The 24,179-nt window shown below is 41.1% G+C and carries 20 protein-coding genes; 3 read left to right on the forward strand and 17 right to left on the reverse strand.

The window, feature by feature from the left end:
• The 3 genes from PAN07_RS14790 to hisS all read right to left on the reverse strand — a co-directional run.
• The coding region (locus PAN07_RS14790; RefSeq protein ID WP_269798198.1) for a collagen binding domain-containing protein at positions 1 to 1,270 on the reverse strand (1,270 nt) is incomplete at its 3' end.
• A 142-nt stretch (positions 1,271 to 1,412) separates the two neighbouring features.
• On the reverse strand, positions 1,413 to 7,961 hold the full coding sequence (locus tag PAN07_RS14795; protein ID WP_269798199.1) for a G5 domain-containing protein: 6,549 nt from the start codon (positions 7,959 to 7,961) through the stop codon (positions 1,413 to 1,415).
• 274 nt (positions 7,962 to 8,235) lie between these two features.
• Entirely contained in the window at positions 8,236 to 9,513 is a 1,278-nt protein-coding gene (gene hisS / locus PAN07_RS14800; RefSeq protein ID WP_269798200.1) for a histidine--tRNA ligase, read from the reverse strand.
• Positions 9,514 to 9,709: 196 nt separating this feature from the next.
• On the opposite strand from hisS, the gene PAN07_RS14805 reads away from it, so the two are divergent.
• A complete protein-coding gene (locus PAN07_RS14805) occupies positions 9,710 to 10,279 on the forward strand; it encodes an MptD family putative ECF transporter S component (RefSeq protein WP_269798201.1) in 570 nt (189 codons plus the stop codon).
• Between the two features lie 24 nt (positions 10,280 to 10,303).
• Here PAN07_RS14805 and PAN07_RS14810 read toward each other — a convergent pair whose 3' ends face one another.
• The 12 genes from PAN07_RS14810 to PAN07_RS14865 all read right to left on the reverse strand — a co-directional run bounded on the left by PAN07_RS14810 (position 10,304) and on the right by PAN07_RS14865 (position 19,706).
• On the reverse strand, positions 10,304 to 10,996 hold the full coding sequence (locus PAN07_RS14810) for a methionine ABC transporter permease (RefSeq protein ID WP_269798202.1): 693 nt from the start codon (positions 10,994 to 10,996) through the stop codon (positions 10,304 to 10,306).
• Between the two features lies 1 nt (position 10,997).
• Complete coding sequence (locus PAN07_RS14815) at positions 10,998 to 12,059, reverse strand: methionine ABC transporter ATP-binding protein (RefSeq protein ID WP_269798203.1); 1,062 nt, start codon at positions 12,057 to 12,059, stop codon at positions 10,998 to 11,000.
• Positions 12,052 to 13,425: a M20/M25/M40 family metallo-hydrolase gene (locus tag PAN07_RS14820; protein WP_269798204.1), complete on the reverse strand. Its 1,374-nt coding sequence runs from the start codon at positions 13,423 to 13,425 to the stop codon at positions 12,052 to 12,054. The genes PAN07_RS14815 and PAN07_RS14820 overlap by 8 nt, the downstream gene beginning before the upstream one ends.
• 122 nt (positions 13,426 to 13,547) lie before the next feature.
• A complete protein-coding gene (locus PAN07_RS14825; protein WP_269798205.1) occupies positions 13,548 to 14,414 on the reverse strand; it encodes a MetQ/NlpA family ABC transporter substrate-binding protein in 867 nt (288 codons plus the stop codon).
• A gap of 154 nt (positions 14,415 to 14,568) precedes the next feature.
• Positions 14,569 to 15,411, reverse strand: a complete 843-nt coding sequence (locus PAN07_RS14830; protein ID WP_269798206.1) for a transporter substrate-binding domain-containing protein — start codon at positions 15,409 to 15,411, stop codon at positions 14,569 to 14,571.
• Positions 15,412 to 15,514: 103 nt separating this feature from the next.
• A complete protein-coding gene (locus tag PAN07_RS14835) occupies positions 15,515 to 15,838 on the reverse strand; it encodes an AzlD domain-containing protein (RefSeq protein ID WP_269798207.1) in 324 nt (107 codons plus the stop codon).
• Positions 15,828 to 16,523 carry an AzlC family ABC transporter permease gene (locus tag PAN07_RS14840; RefSeq protein WP_269798208.1) on the reverse strand — a complete coding sequence of 232 codons (696 nt, stop codon included), beginning with the start codon at positions 16,521 to 16,523 and terminating at the stop codon, positions 15,828 to 15,830. The genes PAN07_RS14835 and PAN07_RS14840 overlap by 11 nt, the downstream gene beginning before the upstream one ends.
• A 67-nt stretch (positions 16,524 to 16,590) precedes the next feature.
• Positions 16,591 to 17,205, reverse strand: a complete 615-nt coding sequence (locus PAN07_RS14845) for a hypothetical protein (protein WP_269798209.1) — start codon at positions 17,203 to 17,205, stop codon at positions 16,591 to 16,593.
• Between the two features lie 66 nt (positions 17,206 to 17,271).
• Entirely contained in the window at positions 17,272 to 18,282 is a 1,011-nt protein-coding gene (tsaD, locus tag PAN07_RS14850; RefSeq protein ID WP_269798210.1) for a tRNA (adenosine(37)-N6)-threonylcarbamoyltransferase complex transferase subunit TsaD, read from the reverse strand.
• Positions 18,272 to 18,709, reverse strand: a complete 438-nt coding sequence (gene rimI / locus PAN07_RS14855) for a ribosomal protein S18-alanine N-acetyltransferase (protein ID WP_269798211.1) — start codon at positions 18,707 to 18,709, stop codon at positions 18,272 to 18,274. Before rimI ends, tsaD begins: the two co-directional genes overlap by 11 nt.
• Positions 18,706 to 19,389, reverse strand: a complete 684-nt coding sequence (gene tsaB / locus PAN07_RS14860) for a tRNA (adenosine(37)-N6)-threonylcarbamoyltransferase complex dimerization subunit type 1 TsaB (RefSeq protein ID WP_269798212.1) — start codon at positions 19,387 to 19,389, stop codon at positions 18,706 to 18,708. The genes rimI and tsaB overlap by 4 nt, the downstream gene beginning before the upstream one ends.
• A 110-nt stretch (positions 19,390 to 19,499) precedes the next feature.
• On the reverse strand, positions 19,500 to 19,706 hold the full coding sequence (locus PAN07_RS14865) for a hypothetical protein (protein WP_269798213.1): 207 nt from the start codon (positions 19,704 to 19,706) through the stop codon (positions 19,500 to 19,502).
• A gap of 270 nt (positions 19,707 to 19,976) precedes the next feature.
• Between PAN07_RS14865 and PAN07_RS14870 the strand changes: the two genes are divergently transcribed.
• Together PAN07_RS14870 and PAN07_RS14875 are read left to right on the forward strand one after the other, a co-directional pair.
• Positions 19,977 to 20,210 carry a DNA-dependent RNA polymerase subunit epsilon gene (locus tag PAN07_RS14870; RefSeq protein WP_269798214.1) on the forward strand — a complete coding sequence of 78 codons (234 nt, stop codon included), beginning with the start codon at positions 19,977 to 19,979 and terminating at the stop codon, positions 20,208 to 20,210.
• Between the two features lies 1 nt (position 20,211).
• Complete coding sequence (locus PAN07_RS14875) at positions 20,212 to 21,891, forward strand: ribonuclease J (RefSeq protein WP_269798215.1); 1,680 nt, start codon at positions 20,212 to 20,214, stop codon at positions 21,889 to 21,891.
• A gap of 41 nt (positions 21,892 to 21,932) precedes the next feature.
• On the opposite strand, the gene PAN07_RS14880 is transcribed toward PAN07_RS14875, so the two are convergent.
• Together PAN07_RS14880 and PAN07_RS14885 are read right to left on the reverse strand one after the other, a co-directional pair.
• Positions 21,933 to 22,970, reverse strand: a complete 1,038-nt coding sequence (locus PAN07_RS14880; RefSeq protein ID WP_269798216.1) for an aldose epimerase family protein — start codon at positions 22,968 to 22,970, stop codon at positions 21,933 to 21,935.
• A gap of 13 nt (positions 22,971 to 22,983) precedes the next feature.
• Positions 22,984 to 24,147 carry an SIS domain-containing protein gene (locus tag PAN07_RS14885; RefSeq protein WP_269798217.1) on the reverse strand — a complete coding sequence of 388 codons (1,164 nt, stop codon included), beginning with the start codon at positions 24,145 to 24,147 and terminating at the stop codon, positions 22,984 to 22,986.
• Positions 24,148 to 24,179: the final 32 nt, after the last annotated feature.

Below are 24,179 nucleotides of genomic sequence, written 5' to 3' on the forward strand. Positions count from 1 at the left end.
TTGGAGCCTCAGTTGTTGGAGCTTCAGTTGTTGGAGCTTCAGTTGTTGGAGCTTCAGTTGTTGGAGCTTCAGTTGTTGGAGCTTCAGTTGTTGGAGCTTCAGTTGTTGGAGCCTCAGTTGTTGGAGCCTCAGTTGTTGGAGCCTCAGTTGTTGGAGCTTCAGTTGTTGGAGCTTCAGTTGTTGGAGCTTCAGTTGTTGGAGCTACAGTTGTTGTTGTAGTTGTTGTAGTTGTTGTTGTAGTTGTTGTTGTAGTTGTTGTTGTAGTTGTTGTTGTTTCACCTTCACCTTCACCAGACGCAGTGTAGATAAGGGTTTTAGCAGGATAGCTACGTTCGTTAGGGAAGTTTTCAGCTTTCCACTTGATGACGTTGTTAACTACATCACCTTTTTTCTTAGCTTCAGTCAACTCAGTAGTGTACTCCAAGTACATTGGCCAGTTCCAGTTGTCACCAAAGTTAATCGTGAAACCAGTGATTTGACCTGCAGCGTTCGTAGTATACTCAGCTTTCTTAGTGAAGTTGTCAGTTGGGTCAAGTTTTGTAAGTTGTTCTTCGCTTTCGATAGCTTTAGGTTGAGTTGCGTAACGTACAGCACGAAGGCTTCCTTTTACCAATACTTGTCCGTCAGCAAGCTCATCTGTGATAACCATCTTGTTCAATTTATCTTGAGCAGCGTTCAAGATAACTTTCCACTTGATACGTTTTGGATTTTGTGGGTCTTGGTATCCATACTTGTATTCGTATTGACCGATCGCAGTAGAATCTGGCTCGTAAGTCAAGTTGTATGTTTGCTCACCATACTTGAATGTCTTTTTACCAGACTCAGTAACATTACCAGCATTTACAACGATGTCGTATTTCAATGACATTCTCTTGTTTTGTGGGTTTTTAGAGAAATAGTCAGTGAATGTTACTGTTGTTTTACCAGTAGCTGGGTCAGCAACTGCATTACCAACGATTTCAGATCCGTTTTTGATTGGGAATTCTGACTTAACAGGCCAGCTCAATTCCTTTGGTAAGTCAAGAACAAGTGTATCACCTGCATTGATTGCTTGAGAATCTGGGAAAGTAATGCTGTTTGTAGCTTCCATGGCTTGACCTCTGCCTACTTTTGTATCAGCAGTAATGTCTTTACCATCGAGGGTAATTTTAGTGTTGTTTGTATAGTTTGTAACTTCAGCACCAAAGACTGTCGTCAATGTTGTCAATGAAAGAACAAAGATACTTACAAACGCCAAGATGCGCGTTACGCTCTTTTGTGAAATCTTCATCACATAAACTCCTTTAATTTAATCAGACATATCATAGCATTTTTTAAATCCTTTTACAAGCCTTTTAAAGGTTTTTTAAAAGATTTTTGTTTTTTTTGCTAGAAATATTCTTTTTTTCTATCGATTTATACGAATTTTGTATTTAACGGTCGTCTTTTTTCTCTCGAATTCCGACCAAGGTTAAGAACATCATCAAGATTCCAAGCAGGCTAATCCACCAGTTTGACTGGTCTCCAGTCTCTGGCAAGAGTTGATCTTGGACAACTGGCGCTTCACCTGTTTGTGATTCTTGAGCTGAAACTGCTACTGGCTTCATTTCCTCCTCCTGTTTAGGAGTTGGAACTGCTGGGATAACCTTATCGGCTGGTGCCATTGGTTTTGATTCAGGTTTCAACTCTGGCTTCTCAACCAGTGGTTGAAACTCAGGGATGTGAGCCTGTGGTTTTTCAACCAGTGTTCCGATTTCAATAACCTCTGTTTGTGGTTCTTCTAAGACTTCTGAGCCAAGCAATTCTTTCTTGATCACAACTCCATCCTGAAGAGTCAAACGATAGATATATTGACGTTTTCCTGGTTTACCTTTTTGTAGAAGAACTTGTGTACCTTTAGCAAGCTTAGGATTTTCAACTATTTGTTTCTCAAAGTCAATTTCTTCTACTTGGATGTTTTCTTCTATTGCAATAGAAGAAACTTGCTTAGTTCCGATCTCAGTGATCTCTGCTTGTGGTTTTTCTAGGATTTCTGAGCGAATCAATTCTTTCTTGATTACAACTCCATCCTGAATCGTCAAGCGATACACATCTTGTCGTCTACCTGCCTTGCCTTCTTGTAAAACATTCACAGTTCCTTTTGCTAGCTCTGCATTTTCAACTGTTTGTTTTTCAAAGGCTACTTCTTCTACTTGGATGAGCTCTTCTGTTGTAATCGTAGGAACTCGTTTTGTTCCAACTAAGATTACACGAGTCACTGCTTTTCTAATAATCTTAGTATCTACCAATGTAGACGAACGCTCTTCATCATTGAAGTAGTATTTCTCAAAGGTCTTGTGAATCAGTCCATCTTGACCCTCTTGGAAGACTCTCGTTTCACCTTCTGGTAAGCTATCATCATTGCGGTATTCTGTTTGATGAGTAATGACCTCATCTTCAGTAACCAAGACTGTGCGCTCAACACCAGTACCCACTACAAGAACTTGATTGACAGGTTGAGTCGTAATCACAGTTCTTAGATACTCACGTTGAGTTTCTTTGCCATTGACGTAGGTTACTTTATAGTAGTCTGTTTGAGTTCCTTCTTGACCTTCTACTTCGACCAGACGATAGCTAGTAGGCTTAGACTTGTCCTCGCGAATGATAGTGTTGTAAGGAATTACACTTGTTGTGCTGATTTCCCTAGTTTCAGTCACTTGAGAACCGATATGGATGATTTGTTCGAGGGCTGGAGTCAACTCCTTAACGCTAATCAAATCAGTCTTGACCAAAATTCCATCTTTATAAGTTAGTTGATAAACTTTTTCTACTTGGCCAGGACGACCTTCTTGAACAAGCTTACGTTCACCCTTCGGCAAGTTTTCATCAATGACAGTAACAGTTCTAAAGTTAGTCTCTTCGATTCGTGTATCCTGTTTCACTTTAATATTTGGCACATGTTTTGTTCCGACTAAAATGATGGTTGGGACTGCTTCTCTGACAACTTTACTTTCAATTACTTTTGAAGAGCGCTCTTCATCGTTGAAGTATTGTTTCTCGATAGTCTTATGGATCAGTCCATCTTTACCTTCTTGGATGATCTTCGTTTCACCTTCAGGTAGAGTATCGTCGTTACGGAACTCCGTTGGACTTGTGATTCTCTCTTCTTGAATTTCGAAGATTGTGCGTTCGATACCAGAACCTTCAACTAGGACTTTATTGACAGGTTGAGCTGTAATGACAGTTCTGAGGTGTTCACGCTTAGTTTCCTTGCCATTGACGTAAGTTACTTGGTAGTAGTCTGTTTGAGTTCCTTCTTGGCCCTCTACTTCAACAAAGCTGTATCCAACTGGCTTGGTCTTATCCTTACGGATAATAACATTGTAAGGAATTGGACTTGTTGAGTTGATTTCTTTGGTCTCAGTAACTTGAGTACCGATATGGATGATTTCATCTTGGACTTTTTGAACTTCCTTGCTACTGATCAAGTCTGTCTTAATCAAGACTCCGTCTTTGTAGGTTAGTTGGTAAACTTTTTCAATCAGTCCATTTCGTCCTACTTGAACTACCCTAGTTTCACCTTTTGGTAGATCTGGATTTTCAATCTTTTGAGTCTTATAAGCAATCTTCTCAGTTTGAGTATCCTGTTCTACCTTGATAGTTGGTACATGTTTTGTTCCTACTAAGATGATCGTTGGAGTTGCTTCTTTAATCAATTTGCTGTCTACTAATTTTGTAGAACGCAATTCGTCATTGAAGTATCGTTTTTCGATCGTCTTACGAAGGAGCCCTTCTTCTCCAACTTGAGAAATCTTAGTTTCACCTTCTGGAAGAGTGTCATCATTTCGATACTCAGTTGTGCTTGTAATCTTATCTTCTTGAATTTCAAAGAGGGTACGTTCTACTCCGGCACCTTCGACAATCACCTTGTCAACAGCTTCTTTAACGACTGTTGTCTTGAGATGCTCGCGTTTTGTTTCAGTACCATTGATGTAGGTTACTTTATAGAGGTCTGACTTCTCACCGTCTCGACCTTCTACCTCAGTCACTCTATAACCGATTGGCTTAGTCGTGTCTTTACGAACCTTAACGGTAAATGGAATTGGACTTGTCTCGCTTGCTTCTCTAATTTCTTTAATACGAGTTCCAACTTGGATGATTTCATCCACAGGTTCTGTAGTAATATTAGATTCTACAAATGTACGAGATGTCTCTTCTCCATTCACTTTCGTTACAGAGTAACGATTTGTTTTTTCCCCCTTCTTACCTACCTGGATAACCTTAGTTGTTCCTGCAGGAAGTTGATCCGAAAACTCTTTGAGAGTATTGTAATCGATGAACTCTGTCTCATCTACAAGCTCAGTGGTTTCAACAATAGGTGTCGCATTACCGACACGAACGACACGATTGACAGCATCTGTAATCTTATGTTCAGAAACGATGGTACGACCGATTTCTTTACCATTTCGATAGCTTACCAAGAAAGTACGGATAATTTGTCCTGGACTTCCTTCTTCATCGACAACACTTTCTCCTGCTGGAAGTGTATTGTCTGAGACATAAATCGTCTTGAATGGAACGTCAACTTGTTCATCCAATGTACGTTCTGTCATCTTAGAAGTACCGATTACTGTGATTTCGTCTACAGCTTTTGGATCCTCAACTTTTGAGATTTCTTTACGAGTAACTTCTACATCGTCCTCATAGGTAACCTCATAGGTTGTTGTGATGGTACCTGGTGAGCCGACCTGAGTAATCTTGCTGTAGCCTTCTGGTTGGGTTTCATCTTTTTCAATAACCTTGTTGAAGTCTTTTTCTTCGACAACAACTACGGATCTAACCGATACAACCACACCGAGACCTTTAACAACAATCTTGTCTTTCTTCTCTTTAAGGATATTTTCATTGACCAAGCTACGGTCAACAAGTTCATCATTGAGGTAGGTAAGTTTATATTGACTTTCAATACGACCTTTCTCACCGTCTTGACGGACTTCTTCGTAACCTTTTGGTTTCGTATAGTCATATTCAACCACAGTTTCAAAGTCTACATCTTTGATTTCAGTAGTGTATTCTACTTTTTCTACTGCACTACCAACTGTGATAATGCGTTTGACTGGTTGATCAATCACTGTTTCAGACGTCAAAGTCTTACCAGCTTCCTTACCATTCAGTTTTCTGATTTGGTAAGTCTTTTCAACAGAACCATTCTTACCAGCTTGATTTTCAAATTGATAAGTCTTTGGTTTTGTTGGATCAGTTCTGATCTCTGTTTCATATTCAACAGTTTCTTTCTCAGTAACAGTCTCAAATGTTTCTGTCGCTGTACCAATCAAAACGATTTCTCTCGTAGGCTCTTGAATTACTTCCTCAGATTCAATCTGACGACCTACAATTGTATCACCAACTTTGGTAATCTTATAAACATTAACTTTCTTACCAGGTACACCTTTTTGTACAGTTTCTTTAAATCCGATAGGAAGTTCATCTGTCTCACGAGTTTCGATGATGTACTCTGTCGTTGTTGTTGTACGAAGTGTTTCAACCGTTTTATCACCAACGATATCTACTGGAGCTAGCGGCTTACCATCTAGAGTGTTACGTCCAAGGAAGACATTATTACTCTTAGCATTCAAATTCACCCATTCACCATTGTATAGTCTAAAGAAACCATTTTTATTTGGTGTGTCTGCGATGAATTTGTTATCTGTAGCTGTTACTTTAACACTGTCGTTGAGACGGTTGATACCAAAGAAAGCTTGCATCAAGTCTTTAATAACTGCTCCGTCTGTTTTACGAGTGACATCGTAACGTTGCCATGGCTCATTGTCTTTATACTTGAAGGTATTGCTATTGACATCAATAGAAGCTGCGTTTGTGCTTTCAATAGCGACCGCATTTTTCCATCTTGATTTGATTTTCGATACAGTCAACTCATTGTTGTCAATGTTGATGCTTCCTCTAGTCTTGGTAAATGGCACTTTTGTAACCTTGTTTACACGTTTACCAGTTGTACGGTCAATAACACTTGCTACATAAGTTGTATCATCATTAATGTAAATCGGTAACTGCTTGATGTCATCTACTTCAATCTTATTTCTTGAAATAGTAATATCACCTGAACCACCACCTTCAACACCTCTAGATGCTTGAGCAGTATTGTTGTTAACAGAAATGATATAGTCTGTCGAATCACCAGTGATAGTGTTCCCTTCGATATTTAGGCTATAATCATTTGAACTTTCGTTATTTCTAAAGAGGATACCAAAGGTTCCTAGTTGTCCATCTTCAAATGGTTTTGTCAAACCTTCAATAGTGTTATTTGAAATGACATAACGACCTTTTTCGAGAGGTTTAGTCCACTTGTGGTTTTTCTCGTTTGTCAGGATAGAAATGGCTGTATAACCACGGTAACGAGCTGGATCATCATCATCATTTTCCAACTTAGAGTTTGGATCTTGTGTTACCTTGTTGTTACGAATAATGACATCCGTCATCGGATTGGCACGGTTATAAACCTCGATACCATTCAAACGGTCTCCGAGTGAGACGTTGTTTTCGATGAGGATCTTATTCCCGTCGTGAATATCCAAGCCTTTACGGTAGTTGTAGTTTGTATAGTTTCCAGTATAGGTAATGCCATCATTGTATGAGCCTGCCATTGAGGCTGCACCATATCCAGTACCACCGTCCAACACATGACCGTTGTATGACAAGATATTATTGTCTACCACAAAATTACGTTGGTAACCGAACATAACACCAGCAACACGGTTGTTATGAAGGAAAGAGTTAGTTACCTTGTTACCGTCCATGATAGGAACATCTGGATCTCCGATAGACTTGACTTCATTTGAAACCTTCTCAGAGATACTGCTGTAACGGATTGGCCTACCGCTAGCATCATACTCTTGAGCTGTTGCCTTGCTTGAACTAAAGAAGACACCGGCTCTGTTGAATTTCATTGCACGAACATCATTGATCGTAACATTTGAGGAATCATTTACATAGATACCGTTTGAGCGTCCAAAGTAAGATTTACCTTTACGGTAAAACTCATTATCCTTAGTGTAGTCTGATGAATCATAGGCATGCTCAACAGTTAAGCGGCCTACAGTAAAGTTATTCTGATTTTGAATGAGGACCGCAGACTCGTAACGGTTGTCCGTCAAGTTGGTTTCAGGATCGTGCTCTCCATCTTGCTTTTTGTTAAACACGATTTTTGTATTGTTACGACTTGGACCACTACCAATCAAACCTTTTACATTGGCATAGTTCTCATCGATAACCAATGTTTTCTTCAAGAGGACATTCCCTGAAACCATTACGGCAGCTCCACCCTCAACCTCATTGGCTGCTTTCAGAGCTTTTTGAAGAGAATCACTCGCTTCAACCTTACCAGTCGTATCTAATCCATAATCTGTAGCTTTTACATACTTACCGTATGTTGCATCTTCATAAACTTTTGTATTGCTAGCTGCAGCTCTTCTTCGGCGAACTTTAGGAGTCGTAGATTCTTCTTGAGGTTTCTCTTGAGAAGCATCGGATGATTTCTTATCCCCTTCAGCAACTGATGTTTCTTCTTTGGTTTTCTTCTCAGCTTCTGATTGCTCTTTTTCCCCTTTATCTGACTTTTCTTTATCAGCTTGTTCTACTTTGGGTTGCTCTTCAGCTGGTTTTTCTTCAGCTGTATCCTTCTCAGCAGGAGCCTTGTCTGCTTCCTTTTCTGACACTTCCGTTGTAGTAGTAGAGTCTTCCGGCGTTAAAACTGCAGATTTACCCTCATCATTTGCCACATCTTTCGAATCGTTGGCAGTAGTTTCACCGCTTTCGTTCAATTTTTTCTTTTTTAAAGGAGCTGTTTCTATTTCATCCTGATTTTGAACAACTGTGTTATTTGAAAAATCAGTTGTATCAGCTTTAACATGCACTTGACCTAATTGGAATGTCGTTAAAATCCCAATTGTCAACAGTGAATATTTTGTTGATTTTCTAATGTTCATTTTCTTTTTCTCCAAACTCTCATTTAGCCATCATCTCTTTATAAGATTTGAATTATGCATAAATATCCTTAGACTCCCTGTTTTAGGGCGCAAAATATTTATTCTATACTATTCAATAATACAGTGATAGAGGGCGAAAGTCAATAAATTTTAACCGAAATTTTTATTTATCCAACTAATACTTTTCGTTTATGATTTTTTTCTAAAATTTGTGTCTTTTTGGTGCTTTTTATTCAAAAAAGCTAGGAATTTTTCCTAGCTTTTTTTGGTTCTTTTACACTAATTTTTCAAATACTTCTGAGAAATTTTTACTAATAGCTTCAAGCGAAACTTCTAGTTCTTCTCGAGTTTGATTGTTCTTAACCTTGATTTGTCCACTTTCGACTTCGCTCTCTCCCAGAGTGATAAGAGTCTTAGCTCCAAAAACATCGGCTGACTTGAACTGGGCTTTGAGCTTGCGATTGAGGTAATCACGCTCCACTTTGAAACCTTGTTGGCGAAGAGCTTGTACCAACTCCAAAGCCTTCAGATTAGCCTCTTCACCAAGGACAGCAATATAGACGTCGAGAGCGTTTTCGATAGGTAGGGCCACCCCTTGTTTTTCAAGGATGAGAAGCAGACGCTCTACACCAAGTCCAAAGCCAAATCCAGCAGTTTCAGGACCACCGAAGTAAGCAACCAAGCCATCGTAGCGACCACCTGCACAGACTGTCAAGTCATTGCCATCAATCTCTGTGATAAACTCAAAGATGGTGTGGTTGTAGTAGTCCAGACCACGCACCATATTGGTATCGATGATGTAGTCTACTCCGAGGTTTTCCAGCATCTGGCGAACAGCATCAAAGTGGGCTTGGCTTTCTTCATCCAAGTAATCCAAGATAGATGGTGCATTCTCCACAGCTACCTTGTCTTCCTTTTCCTTAGAGTCCAAGACACGAAGAGGATTTTCCTCCAAGCGTCGTTGGCTATCCTTAGACAAGCTATCTTTGAGCGGTGTTAAGTAGTCAATCAAGGCTTTACGGTAAGCCGCTCGACTCTCAGGATTTCCGAGAGTGTTAAGGTGCAATTTGACACCTTGAACACCGATTGCTTTCAAGAAGTGGGCTGCCATAGCGATCGTTTCTACATCGGTAGCTGGATTGCTAGAACCAAAGCACTCAACACCAATCTGGTGGAACTGGCGTAAACGACCTGCTTGTGGACGCTCATAACGGAACATAGGGCCCATGTAGTAGAACTTACTTGGCTTTTGCACTTCTGGGGCGAAGAGTTTATTTTCCACATAGGAACGAACAACGGGCGCAGTTCCTTCTGGACGGAGGGTAATATGGCGGTCACCCTTGTCATAAAAATCGTACATTTCCTTGGTTACGATATCCGTTGTATCTCCGACAGAGCGGCTGATGACCTCGTAATGCTCAAAAATAGGCGTGCGCACTTCTGCGTAGTTATAGCGCTTGAAAATTTCACGGGCAAAGCCCTCAACGTACTGCCACTTAGCAGACTCAGCAGGTAAAATATCCTGTGTTCCTTTTGGTTTTTGTAATTTCATAGGGAATCCTCTTTATAACTTAATAGTCCTATTTTACCATAAATGAGGGGATTGGGACAGTCGGAGGAGTAAAGAAATAGCTTTAGTCTGTACCTCTTTCATCTGATTTCCGGATAAATAGCAAATGTCGCCCAGTATTTACAATCTATTACATGCATGATACAATGAAAACCATCAGATATACGAAGGAGAACTTATGAAAAAGAATATCTTGACAACCCTTGTTGCTGCTCTTGTCTACTTTCTCTGTATCGGAGTGGGTGTTCTACTAGGGAACCTTGTCGACCACACCGGAAATATGTTTTACGCACCAGCCTTTGCAGCCTTAGTAGGTGGTAGCGTCTATATGATCCTTTTAGCAAAGGTTCCTCGTTTTGGAGCGATTACTACGATTGGACTTGTGATTTCTCTATTTTTCCTTGGGAGTAAGCATGGTGCTGGAGCCTTTCTGCCAGGAATTATCTGCGGTCTTGCAGCAGATAGCATCGCTCACTTAGGACAATACAAGGATAAGTTCAAGAACCTCCTTTCCTTTCTAGTCTTTGCTTTTGGTACTACTGGTCCTATTCTACTCATGTGGTTAGCACCTCAATCCTATATCGCAGCTCTAGTCGCTCGCGGAAAATCTCAGGACTATATCGACCGCATTATGGTTGCACCGAATCTTGCTAATATCCTCCTCTTTATCACAAGTGTTCTTATCGGCGCTTTGCTTGGTGCCCTGATTGGACAAGAACTTAGTAAGAAGTTGACACATAAAAGCTAAATAAAAAGAGCCATCTGGCTCTTTTTATTTATGACTTAATTTCTTAGTCAAGAAGTCTCCCAAGAATTGGATTGTAAAGATAATCAAGATAATGATGATAGTCGCAAGAATGGTTACATCGTGATTATAACGGTTAAATCCATAAGCAATAGCTACGTTACCGATACCACCTGCTCCTACTGCTCCCGCCATGGCTGTTTCACCGATAAGGGAAATTAAGGTCACAGTTGTCACACGAATCAAATCTGGAAGTCCTTCTGAAAGGTAAACACCCACGATGTCCCAGAAAGTAGCCCCGCTGGCTTGTGCCGCCTCGATAACTCCGCTATCCAGTTCTGCCAAAACTACCTGCACCTGACGAGCAAAAAAGGCAAAGACTGCGAAAGAAAGAGGCACAAGCGCCGCATTGGGTCCAATACTTGTCTTCACAATCAAGTGAGAAAGGGGTGACAAGATAGCCAAAAGAATAATAAATGGAACTGCACGGAAAATAGAAGTAATCTTATCTAAAATCCAGAAAACAACTTTATTTTCCAAGACACCACCTGGAGCAGTCAAGACAAGGAAAAGCCCTGCTACTAGCCCCAAGAACCCTCCAATGATGAAGGAAAGAATTGTCATATAAAGTGTTAAGTAAATAGCTGTTCCCCAGCCCGCCTGGCCAGACCAGCCCATCTTATAGACGTTTGGTAAGTATGTTTGAATCCATGCTTCCATCTTACTGTCCTCCCTTCAATACTTTAAGTTGTACACCCGCTTGACGAATAGCTTCTTGTGCGCCTGCAAGAGCTTCTTTTTCTCCTGAAAGGACAACTACTAGTTCACCAACAGGGGTGCCATCAAGAATCTCAATATTCCCATAAAGGATATTGGCTGTTACTTGATAATGTTTGTATAATTCATTCAAAAGTGGCTCATCTGTAGAGGCTCCTGCATACTTGAGTTGCACCAAGAGACTATTCTTAGATAGGTTTTCCACAATTTCTTGCTGCTCGATTTTGCCCATGGCTTCATTAATTCCAGTAGCTGTTGAAATGAAGTCCTGGGTCAATGGTTGTTTAGGATCTGAGAAGATTTCAAGAACACTACCTTCTTCAATCAAACGGCCATCCTGCATAACTGCGACACGGTTAGCAATATCTTTGACAATCTGCATTTCATGCGTGATTAAGACAATGGTCAAGCCTAATTTTTGGTTTAAATCTTTAAGCAAAGCTAAAATCTGCTTAGTTGTCTTAGGGTCTAGGGCTGACGTTGACTCGTCTGAAATCAAGATTTTTGGATCATTAGCCAAGGCACGCGCAATAGCCACACGTTGTTTTTGTCCTCCAGATAGTTGAGACGGATAGTTTTCGGCACGGTCTGCTAGGCCAACTAATTCCAATAATTCAGCAACTTTTGCCTTTTTTTCATCCTTGCTCAGCCCTGAGTGTTTAAGGGCAAAAGCCACGTTTTCCTCAGCTGTTTTTTGACTCATGAGGTTAAAGTGTTGGAAAATCATCCCAATATCTTGACGTTTGCGACGTAACTCCCCAGCAGTCAAAGACACTTTATCATCAAAAATAACATCATCATCAATGGTAATTCTACCTGCAGATGGTTTTTGCAAAAGGTTGATAACACGAACCAAGGTTGACTTCCCTGCTCCAGAATATCCAACGATTCCGTAGATATCTCCTTCTTGGATATGAATGGTCACATCCTTAACCGCTGTGACAGTTCTTTTCTTTTGATGAAAAGTCACATCGATTTGATCTAACTTGATAATATCTCTACTCATAGCTTCTAATCAGCTCCTCTACTAATTCAATATGGGTGTAATAATCTGCGATTCGCACATTTTCATCTCCACCATGGTCTCGGCTATTGGCATTTCCCAAGCCGAAAGCAACCATAGGTACTTTTAAGGCATCAAAGACTGTATGCATGGGACCTGTCCCAGCCGTTGTTGGCAAGACAGAAACCCCCTGTGGATAGAATTTTTTTGCCAACTCAATGACATTGAGAATGGACGGTGTACTCATGTCACTTCGGTAACTCATCTCACCCAAAGTATAGTACAATTCTACCTTATCAAAGCCGTTTTTGTCTAGTTGTTTTCGGATTTTATCCAAAACATCATGGGGTTCAAGTCCTGGAACCAAACGAACTTCTAGCTTGGCACTAGCTTCTGCTGGCAAGATGGTTTTGACTCCTTGCCCTTGATAGCCTGACTGGATTCCTTCGATATTAAGGGCAGGTTCAAAGAAGAAACGTTGGAGAAAGGCTGCTCGTTCCCCCTGTAATAGAGGCAATTCTAAACCATATATATGATTGATTTCTTCTGGGTTTCGTTGAGCGTAGGTATCAACCAAAGCTAACTCGCGTTCATTTGGCGCTTGAACATTATCGTATAAACCGTCAACCAAGATACGGCCATCGGTTGCACGAAGACTGGTCAAGGCTTGGATGAGATACCAGGGAGCCGACTCGACGACTCCTCCATAGCTAGAATGGATATCCACGTCTGCACTCTTAACCTTAGCATCAAAGGTTACAATTCCCTTATTGCCTCCTGAGATTTCTAACTGCTCTAAAGCGTTTTTAGTTCCTTGTTCCCAGACCAATAAATCAGCTCCACGGAGTTTATCCGCATGTTTTTCTAGATATTTATCCAAATCCATAGAGGCCGATTCCTCTGCCCCTTCCATGATAAAGCTGATATTGACTGGAAGATCATCGTGATGTTGCAAGTATTTTCTCAGAGCACTTAAGCGAGCAGTGATATGCCCTTTGTCATCATCAACTCCACGTCCATACATAATCCCGTCACGAACAGAAAGAGTAAAGGGATCCTCCGTCCATACTTGATCACCATCTGCCGGTACTGTATCGTAGTGATTGTAGAAAATGATAGTCTTGGCATCTGGTCGCGAACTTTTAAAATGGGCCATAACAAAAGGTGCCGTATAACTCTCGTCAATCTCAACCTCTGCACCTACACGCTTAAAAATCTCGCCTAGATAACGGGCAACTTCTTTAAGACCAACTTGCTGAGCAAAAACTGATTTTTTAGAAATCAAAGTACGCAAAACCTCAAAATAATGTTGCGCTACATGATCCTTTTCAAACTTTTCAATTTGTTCTTGCGGGCTAGAAAAAACCATTTTCTCTCTACCTTTCTACTAGGGCTTGTACCTTTTAGCAAATACAAGTGGATGTTCATTTGCTTGAATCTCAATATAAAAGCAAGAGGTGGAAAATCTCTCTCCCACCTCTTTATGTTTTATTACCAAACTGGTTGATCCAAGCCGTCTGAAGTTTCTTCGATGACTTTTTTCACTTCATCTGTATGGTAAGCTGCGATAACTTTCTTGATTGCATCAGCTTTAGATGATGTTTCCCAATCTTTTTTCGCAACGATGATGTTGTACCATTGTTTTGAGTTTTCGTCAGCTTGCTCTTTAAAGAGTGCTTTCTTGTAGTCCAATTTTGCTTCTGTAACGAATGTGTTGTTTACAACAGCTGCATCAACTGATGACAATGAACGAGCTGTTTGGCTAGCGTCCAACTCAGTGATTTTCAAGTTCTTTGGATTTTCTTTGATGTTTGCGATTGTCGCAAGTTCAGTTCCTGAAACGTCCAATTTGATCAAACCAGCTGATTGAAGAAGGTAAAGAGCACGGCTTTCGTTTGTAGCATCGTTTGGAATTGCAATTTCACCCTTATCTGGGATTTCTTCTACTTTAGTATATTTGTTGTCACTTCCATTTAAACCTGAGTAAAGACGGATTGGTGAGATGTACGTATCTGCAATCGCTACAAGGTCTTTACCGTTTTCTTTATTCCAGTTGTTCAAGAAGTTGTAGTGTTGGAAAGCGTTCAAGTCTACTTCGCCATCAGCAGTTGCCTTGTTGGGTTGTGAGTAGTCTGTAAACTCTGTAAATTCCAAAGTAATACCATCTTTTTCAACCAATTCTTGAATTTTATCCCAACGTGCTTCTTCTGAACCGCTACGGTTTACAGTTGCGATTTTAATTGTTGTTCCCTCAGCTGCTTTATCAGCTGCTTTTTGACCTGAAGATGCACAAGCTGCAAGTGTAAGACCTGCTACTGTAGCAACTGTCGCTACGCCTAACCATTTTTTAATGTTCATTATTTTTTTCTCCTTATAAATAATACTGTAATAGTATCTCATACTTTATTTGAATAAGCAAATTGTTATTAGATAGGCAGACATATAGCTTAAAACTATATGTCGAAAGAGTGCAAAATCATCCATTTACTAAAGAATGGATGATTGCTAAACACTATTTAATATCAGCTTCTGCTGGCAGGTAAGAGCCACCAAAGAACTGTTGAGATAGTTTTTCAAGAGTTCCGTCTTTATATAGTTCTTGGATGCGTTTGTCCACAAATGCCTTTAACTCATCTTGACCTTTTGCAAGAAGTGGGTAAACATAAGGTTGTTGGTCACTTGGAAGTTCGATGACTTTCAAGTTATCCAAACCTTGATTTTTGATAACTGTCTCTACACCGATCTTGTCAAAAATCTTATAGTCAAATTGACCATCACTCAAGCGAGACATGATTTGTTGGAAATCAGCCTTTGTATAGTTAAGGATAGTTGGATTGTCCGCATGTTCTGTGTTATATGCTTCCAATTGTTTAGCTGAGGTTGTTCCTTGAACGACTTCAGTAGATTTTCCACCGATATCATCAAGAGACTTGATGCTAGTGTCGTCCTTCTTCACAACAAGAACGTTAGGGTTTTTAGCAGTTGGCGCTGCGTAGAGGTATTTCTCTGCACGTTCTTTGGTATAACTGAGGTTGTTAACGGCCATTTGGTAACGATCGCTATCAAGTCCTGGGAAAATCCCTGACCACTCTGTCTTTTCAAACTTGACAGTATACTTGTCTGAGTCTTTAAAGATAGCCCGAACAAGCTCAATCTCGTAACCAGTCAATTCACCATTTTCTTCATAGATAAATGGTTTTGGTGAGCCGTTAGTTGCTACGACGATTTCTTTCTTAGCACTTGTTGCATCACCTGATGCCGCATCTTTCTTCTCACCACCTGAGCAAGCTGCCAGTAGACCTGCGGCAACAAGCCCTAGGGCAGCAAGTGATGAATATTTGATGATTTTCTTCATGATATTTCCTCCAAAATAGAATATAGTCTTATCTTAACAGAAAAAAAGCAATTCCGCCATTATATGATTTCTATCTTTGCCATAGGTTTTCTTTATGTCTGATTTAAAAGACAAGACGCAAGATTGCTATTAAGACAACCCCAAAAAGAACCGTCCCCACCAGATTACGATAGCGAAAGGCGACAAAGGCCGTTGGAAATACTGCTATCAAGTCTAACCACTTGATTTGAGGGAAATCCCCAATCTTGCCTGTTGCCACACTTGATAGAATCAAGGCAAAGATAATAGATACAGGTAGAAATTTTAAAAAACGCTCGACAATAGCAGGCAAGCCCTTATACTTGACCAAGATAAAGGGAATTACACGTGGAATCCAAGTAACTAGTCCAGAAAAAATAACAGCTAACAAAAGATACTTACTGACCATCTAAGATTACCCCCATTGTACATCCAAGCAGTGTCGCAAATAGGACAGCTAGCGATTGAGATACCACTGTCAACAGTATAAAGAAGGAAAGGGCAACAACTCCTAAAATGATGAAGAGGTTGCGCAAGGGAATCCGTTTTTGCATAATCTGAAACTGAGAAGTAAAAATCCCGATAAACATCCCCACTAGAGCAAAATCTAGACCAATAACTTCCGGATTTGGCAAAAGCCCACCTAAAGCAGTCCCGACAACCGTCCCCACAAACCAAGCCACATAGCTATTTAGATTGTTACCATGCATCCACATAGGATTGACCTTGTCCGTATGGACCAGCTCGCCCATCAAAACACCATAGGTCTCATCGGTCAAGATACTAGACATACCGATATTGTGACCTAGGCTAGTATGACGAAAATAGGTAGAAGCGTGTAAACTCAGCAAAAAGAGACGTAGATTGATCAAAAAGACCGTCATGGCAATAGCTGCCACAGGCGCATGAACTGCGATTAAGGCTATCATAGCGAACTGGGCACTTCCTGCATAAACAAAGAGACTCATCAAGCCCATCTCTACAGGGGTTACATAAGGGGAACCGATAATGCCACAAGCAAGACCGATACTGACATAGCCTAGAGCCGTCGGCACTGCAGCCTGTAGCCCCTCCCAAAATCCTTTTTCTTTCATAAACCTCCTCATTCTTACAAATATATCATTCAACTGCCAAGCGTTCAAAACAAGAACCCTAGGGCGACTACCATCGAGATTGATCGATTCGAATATGATATTGATTAATCTCAGGATTGTCATCATCCTCATATTCTGTATGATAAACATCAGGATAAACATCGATCCAGAGTTCTCTCAGTTGCCCTTTCAGTTTGACCTTAAACCGATAACCACCATCATCCCCGACCAAGGCATCAACTTTCAAAGATTGAAAATTGGGTAGAGCTTCGATTTCTGCTTTCATATCTTTGGTCATTTGATAAAATACTTCTTTCTGTTGAGCTTTGGAAGTCACAGGGAAATATACCGCCGCCCCTTGTAAACGATGTGATTCTGAAAAAGTAAAGGTCACTCGGCCGCTGTAATTTTTCCATTTAAAATTTTCGTAGTCGTAGAAAAGACGCCCTGTTTTATAGAGATAGGGATCTCTTGCATGCCAAGTATCGTGATAGCCTGTTTCTGTTTCTTCTACTATTTTATTAGGTTTTCCAAACACTTTTTCAACAGATTCTAGAGGCATGTTAAACGAAATAGATTCAAACATGACCAATTGCGTCTTTTGAAACAGCTGAAAAACCAGCAGAGACAGCAATAATCCCACTAGAGCAAGTGCTATACTAATTGTTTTTTTAAATCTCATATGTCTACTATACTAAAAAGTTCTGCTATTTGTCCAAGATAAAAGAGTTAACCCTAGGCTAACTCTTTATTCCATGGTATCAAAAGCAAGGCTAGGTTTGGCATTTAGATCCAATCTTGCAAAATTTTCTTTGTTCCACTCGCTGACGCTGGCATAAGCAATCATCCCTGCATTATCTCCGCAAAGACGTAGAGGTGGAATGATAACCTTGACATCGGTGATTTCAGCCGCCAAACGTTCTCTAAGACCTTTATTGGCCGCCACACCACCAGCCACGACTAGGGTTTTAACAGGGTATTTCTCCAAGGCCTTCTTGGTTTTTGCCATGAGAATATCCATAACTGCTGCTTGGAAGGAAGCACACAAGTCCTCTGTAGACAGGCTTTCTCCCTTTTGCTCGGCATTGTGGTGAAGATTGATAAAGGCAGACTTCAAACCTGAAAATGAAAACTCCAGATTATCTTCCTTAATCATGGCACGAGGAAAGTCATAAACATCCTGACCTTGATGGGCTAACTCGTCAATCTCGCGACCAGCTGGATAGGTCAAACCCATGACACGGCCGACCTTATCATAGGCCTCACCAACTGCATCATCTCGGGTTTCGCCAACAATCTTATAATCACCAGCCTCAGACACATAGACCAACTCTGTATGTCCACCACTGACTAAAAGGGCTAACAAGGGGAATTCCAAAGGCTCCACACTTTGAGCTGCCATGAGATGACCAGCCATGTGGTTCACGGGAATCAGGGGAAGTCCATGAGCCCAAGCAAAGGCCTTAGCAACTGACAAACCAACAAGCAAGGCTCCGACCAAGCCTGGTCCGTAGGTAACCGCCACAGCTGTCACATCGTTTTCAGTAATTCCTGCTTCTGCTAACGCCTCCTCGATACAGGCTGTAATGACTTCAACATGGTGGCGGCTAGCCACTTCTGGCACTACGCCACCAAAGCGTTTGTGACTCTCAATTTGACTAGCAATGACATTGGACAAGAGCTCGTCGTCGTTTTTCAGGACGGCGACACTGGTCTCATCACAGGATGTCTCAAATGCTAAAATATATCTATCCTTCATCTATTTCTCTCTTCATGATAATGGCATCCTCAACTGGATCATGGTAGTAGGCCTTTCTCTCAGCGATGACCGCCATTTTTTCTTTCTTGTAAAATGCTTGCGCTCGGTGGTTGGACTTTCTAACTTCGAGGAAAATCTCCCTGTCTGTCGGCAGTGTCGCAAACAAGGCTGAGGCTATCCCCTGACCTTGATAGGCTTTTTTGACAGCAATTTGCAGGACTTCTGCTTCAAAAAGATTCTCCTGAATTGCTAGAAAACCTATCACTTCTTCCCCATCATAAGCTAGAGCATACCAAGACTGGTCTTGGGACAGGTCTGCTTGGATTTGTTCCAATGTCCAAGGACTGACTGGATAAACATCTACCATAACAGCGTAGATAGCTTGAGCCAAGTCAGGTTGCTGTTGAATTCGTTTGATCTCTATCATAGGCGTTTAATGTAGGACTCGCCCGACTCAGTATGGTTCTTGAGCCAATTTTCCTCAGCTTCGACACGTTTGAGGTAATTCGGCACAAAATCGTGCAGGGAGTCTGCTTCCTTGTCCCAGGCCCAAAGAGCTAGATTCGCTGCGTTTGGTAAGGTTTCTTGATAGTTAGCCTGTGGTAATTGCTCTTGAATCTGCTCGACAAAGGCACCCACTTCACCGACAAAGGTTACCTGGTCAGCATCCTTGACTTGCTTAAGGACTTCCGCAAAGGACAGATGCGCTTCTGGAAAGACAGGTTGAGCATGTTCATAAAATCCTGCGTATACATTGTTACGACGAGCATCCATCAAAGGAACAACCAAACCTTCCTGTTGACTCGGTACCAGAGCTAAAAGGCTAGACATCCCTACTAACTCAATGTTTAGGGTATGAGCCAAGGTCTTGGCAGTTGCTACCGCGATTCGCAAACCTGTATAGCTACCAGGCCCCTCTGCCACGACGATTCGATCCAAATCCTTTGGTGTCAAATCTAGGCTGGCCATCAAAAAATCGATAGCAGGCATCAGAGTGATACTGTGATTTTTCTTGATATTAATAGTCGTCTCGGCAAGAAGCTGCTTGTCCTCTAAAATGGCTAAAGACAAAGCCTTGCTGGACGTATCAAAAGCTAATACTTTCATAACACATTCCTATCTTTTTGTCTGTTTACTATTATACTACAAAAGCCGACACATGGGAATTTTCTTTGTTTCCAAACAAGAATGTCCTGCCAAACAGACAGGACAAGTACTCAAGAATTCAAACCAAAGTAAAATACAAACCAGACCACATAGGTCACAAGAAGAAGGAAAAACGAATACAGAGTCACGAAGCCAATCTTCCATAGGAATTTGGCTTTCCGATGCTCTAGCAGAGTATACAAAACATTGCCACCGTAAACACAGGCAACGAATACCGCAAAGACCAGAAGACGAATGATAATAGCTATTTGAAACATATCGCACCCTCCTTAATAAAGAAAAACCTCTTTTCTAACTTTATTAGAGCATTTGAATCTGAGGTCTTCAAATACTTATACAAGGCAAAATGAAATGTACTTCACGCTCCTTACTTTCAGGTTGCCCCTCTTTTACTAATTCCCCTTTTTATGTTATAATTGAAATAATTGTAACGAATCAAGGTCAATCTAGACACAAAATGAACTGAAATGAAAGAGCTTCAAGCTAAGAATTTTGAATAAAGTGACCTGAAAAAAGAAAGGAAATACATGATATACAAAGTTTTTTATCAAGAAACAAAAGACCGTAGCCCACGTCGTGAAACAACACGATCACTATACTTAGACATCGATGCTAGCTCAGAACTTGAGGGACGTATCATTGCTCGCCAACTTGTTGAAAAAAACCGTCCAGAATACAACGTAGAATATATCGAACTCTTGTCTGATAAACTACTTGACTACGAAAAAGAAACTGGCGCATTCGAAATTACGGAGTTCTAATATGGCCTACACTCTTAAACCAGAAGAAGTCGGCGTTTTTGCTATCGGTGGTCTAGGAGAAATCGGGAAAAACACCTACGGTATTGAGTACCAAGATGAGATTATTATTGTCGATGCTGGGATTAAATTCCCAGAGGACGATCTACTTGGTATCGACTATGTTATCCCTGACTACTCCTATATTGTTGAAAATATTGACCGCGTCAAAGCTCTTTTAATTACCCACGGACACGAAGACCATATCGGAGGGATTCCTTTCTTGCTTAAGCAAGCTAATATCCCAATCTATGCGGGACCGCTTGCGCTCGCCTTAATCCGCGGAAAACTTGAAGAGCATGGCCTTCTACGCAATGCCACACTTCACGAAATCAACCACAACACAGAGTTAACCTTTAAAAATCTTAAGGCAACTTTCTTTAGAACAACCCACTCTATCCCCGAACCTTTGGGAATTGTTATCCACACACCCCAGGGTAAAATTGTCTGTACAGGTGACTTCAAGTTTGACTTCACACCAGTTGGTGAACCTGCAGACTTGCACCGCATGGCAGCTCTAGGTGAAGAGGGTGTTCTTTGTCTCTTGTCTGACTCAACTAATGCTGAAGTACCAACCTTTACAAACTCAGAAAAAGTTGTTGGTCAATCCATCATGAAGATTATTCAAGATATCGAAGGACGCATTATTTTTGCATCCTTTGCCTCAAATATCTTCCGTCTCCAGCAGGCTACTGATGCTGCTGTCAAGACTGGCCGTAAGATTGCTGTCTTTGGACGTTCAATGGAAAAAGCTATTGTCAACGGGATTGAACTTGGCTATATCAAGGCACCAAAGGGAACCTTTATCGAACCTAATCAGGTTAAGGATTACCCAGCTGGAGAAGTATTGATTCTATGTACAGGTAGCCAAGGGGAGCCTATGGCAGCCCTCTCTCGTATCGCTAACGGAACTCACCGTCAAGTGCAGTTACAACCTGGTGATACGGTTATCTTCTCTTCTAGTCCAATTCCTGGAAACACCACTAGCGTAAACAAACTGATTAACACTATCTCAGAAGCTGGTGTTGAAGTCATTCACGGTAAAATCAACAATATCCATACCTCTGGACATGGTGGTCAGCAAGAACAAAAACTCATGCTTCGCCTGATTCAACCTAAGTACTTCATGCCAGTTCACGGTGAGTATCGTATGCAAAAAATCCATGCTGGTTTGGCTGTTGATACTGGAGTTGAAAAAGACAATATCTTTATCATGAGCAACGGAGATGTTCTTGCCCTTACCGCAGACTCTGCTCGCATCGCAGGTCATTTCAATGCTCAAGATATCTATGTCGACGGAAACCGTATCGGTGAGATTGGTGCCACAGTCCTAAAAGACCGTCGTGACCTATCCGAAGATGGTGTCGTGCTTGCTGTCGCAACAGTAGACTTCAAGTCACAGATGATTATTTCTGGCCCAGATATTCTCAGCCGCGGTTTCGTTTATATGCGCGAATCTGGTGACCTCATCCGTCAAAGCCAACGCATTCTTTTTAACGCCATTCGTATCGCTTTGAAAAACAAGGATGCTAGCATCCAATCTGTCAACGGTGCTATCGTTAACGCTATTCGCCCATTCCTTTATGAAAATACTGAACGTGAACCAATCATCATCCCGATGATTCTCACACCAGATGAAGAATAATAAAAAATTCTCTGAAATCCTATGACTTCAGAGAATTTTTCTTATTTAACAACGATTTCGTAACGAGTTTTGCTGGTAAAAGTTTCACCTGCTTTGAGAATCACTTGATCTTTAAGGTCGCTATGAATGGCATCTGGTAGAGCCTGTGCTTCAAGAGCAATCCCATTGTGCTGAATCATTGGTTGACCAGCGATGATGACACTCTCATCCACAAAGTTTGCTGTATAAACTACAAAGCATGGAGCTTCAGTCTTAAAGAGCATGAAACGTCCTGAGTTTTGGTCATAAAGGAAACCAGCATTATCATGTCCTTTAGGAAGAGCAAATGGGTGATCCAAGCCAGATACGATTTGGATTTGCTCATCTTCTTCTGCAAAGATATCTTTCAACAAGGCACCATTGTAGATATGTTTGACTACATCTCGGTTAGCATCTGGAGTTTTTGCAGGTACACCGTCAGGAGCAATGGGATAAATCCCCTCAGTGTTTAACTGGAAGACATGACGGTCAACAGTCTGAGTAAAATCACCTGATAAGTTAAAGTAGCTGTGATTGGTTGGATTAACAAGCGTATCCTGGTCTGTCGTCACCTTATAGCTGATTTCATAGGCTCCATTTTCTTCTAATTTGTAGCTAATCCAAACCTTAAGATTACCTGGAAAATCTCCTGTACCGTCTGTTCTTTCTGTGTAAAGAGTCAAACCATGGTCGCTCACCTCGACTAGTTCAAACAAGCTAGAATCCCAACCTGTTGAACCGCTGTGGTTACAGTTGCTAGCATTGTTGACTTCAAGGTTATAGGTTTTACCATTTAGCTCAAAGGTCGCACCTGCAATACGGCCAGCCACAGGGCCAACGCTAGCTCCATGTTTAGGACTATTGCCTACATAACTTTCAAAATCTTCAAAACCTAGGATAACATTGGCAAAGTTTCCAGCTTTATCAGGAGTTACATAGCGTAAAATAGTCGCTCCATAGGTCATGATTTCTAGTTGGTAGCCTGCTTCTGTTTCAAAGCGATAAGCGACAACATCCTTGCCATCAACTTTCCCAAATACACGTTCTGTGTATGTTTTCATCCTTTTCTCCTTATTATTTGAATTCGTGAATAATAACACCTTGAACGACGCGGTTTACGGTGCCTGTAGGTGATGGTGTGTCAGGTCTGTTGCCAACCTTAAGCGAAGTCAAGAGAGCAAATAGTTGACCATAAACAATATAAGGGAATACACGGTAAACGTCATTCAAGACACCGCCACAGCCAAGTGCTACTTCCTTAACGTTTTCAAGACCAAAGGCTTGATCACTCAAGAGAACAACGCGACGAGCGATTTGGTCTCCTGCAACTTCACGAACCAAGTCTAAGTCATAATTACGAGTATAGTCCGTTGTAGTACCAAAGACTAAAACTACAGTATCTTCATTGATAAGAGATTTTGGGCCGTGACGGAAGCCAACTGGGCTTTCATACATTGTCGCGACTTGACCAGCAGTCAATTCCAAAATTTTCAGTTGTGCTTCATGAGCAAGTCCGAAGAAAGGACCTGCACCTAAGTAAATCACTCGGTTAAATTCTAGGTCAACCAACTCTTTCACATCTGCCACATTGTCAAGAACTTTACGAACAAGACTAGAAAGCACTTCAAAACGTTCAGCTTTAACAGCAAATTCAGTTGGATCAAAGACCAAAAGTGCGGTCAACATCATTGAAGTAAAGCTTGATGTCATAGCAAATCCAGCATCGTTAGAAGCTGCCGGTTGCAAAAGCAAGAGGTTGCGATCGTCACCGTGGGCTTGAAGTGCTAATTTCCCTTCTGCGGCACAAGTAATGGTAACTTGATAAAGCTCATCAACTAAGGCCTTGGCCAAGTCAACTGTTGCTACACTTTCCGGTGAGTTTCCACTACGAGCAAAGGACACTAAAACCGTAGGTACTTCCTTTTTCAAATAAGTCTGTGGATTGGCCACGATATCAGTCGTCGCAATAGCATTGAAGTTCCACTTGCGCTCGTCATAAACTTCTTTGAAATAGGGAACAAGGGTGTCTCCGACATAGGCAGAAGTCCCTGCACCAGTCAAAATAACCTTAATATAGTCATGTTTAGCTGCAATATCTTGCAAGAATGCAGCAATTTCTTCACGTTTTTCTTGGTAAGCTTCAAATGCTTCTTGCCAAACATCTGGTTGTTGGTAAATCTCGCGTGTGGTGATCTCTGCTCCCAACTCAAGCAATTCTTCTTTTGTATAATCTAGCATAGAAAACCTCTAATCTGTTCTTTTTTATAAAA

The organism is Streptococcus sp. SM5 (assembly GCF_027497975.1).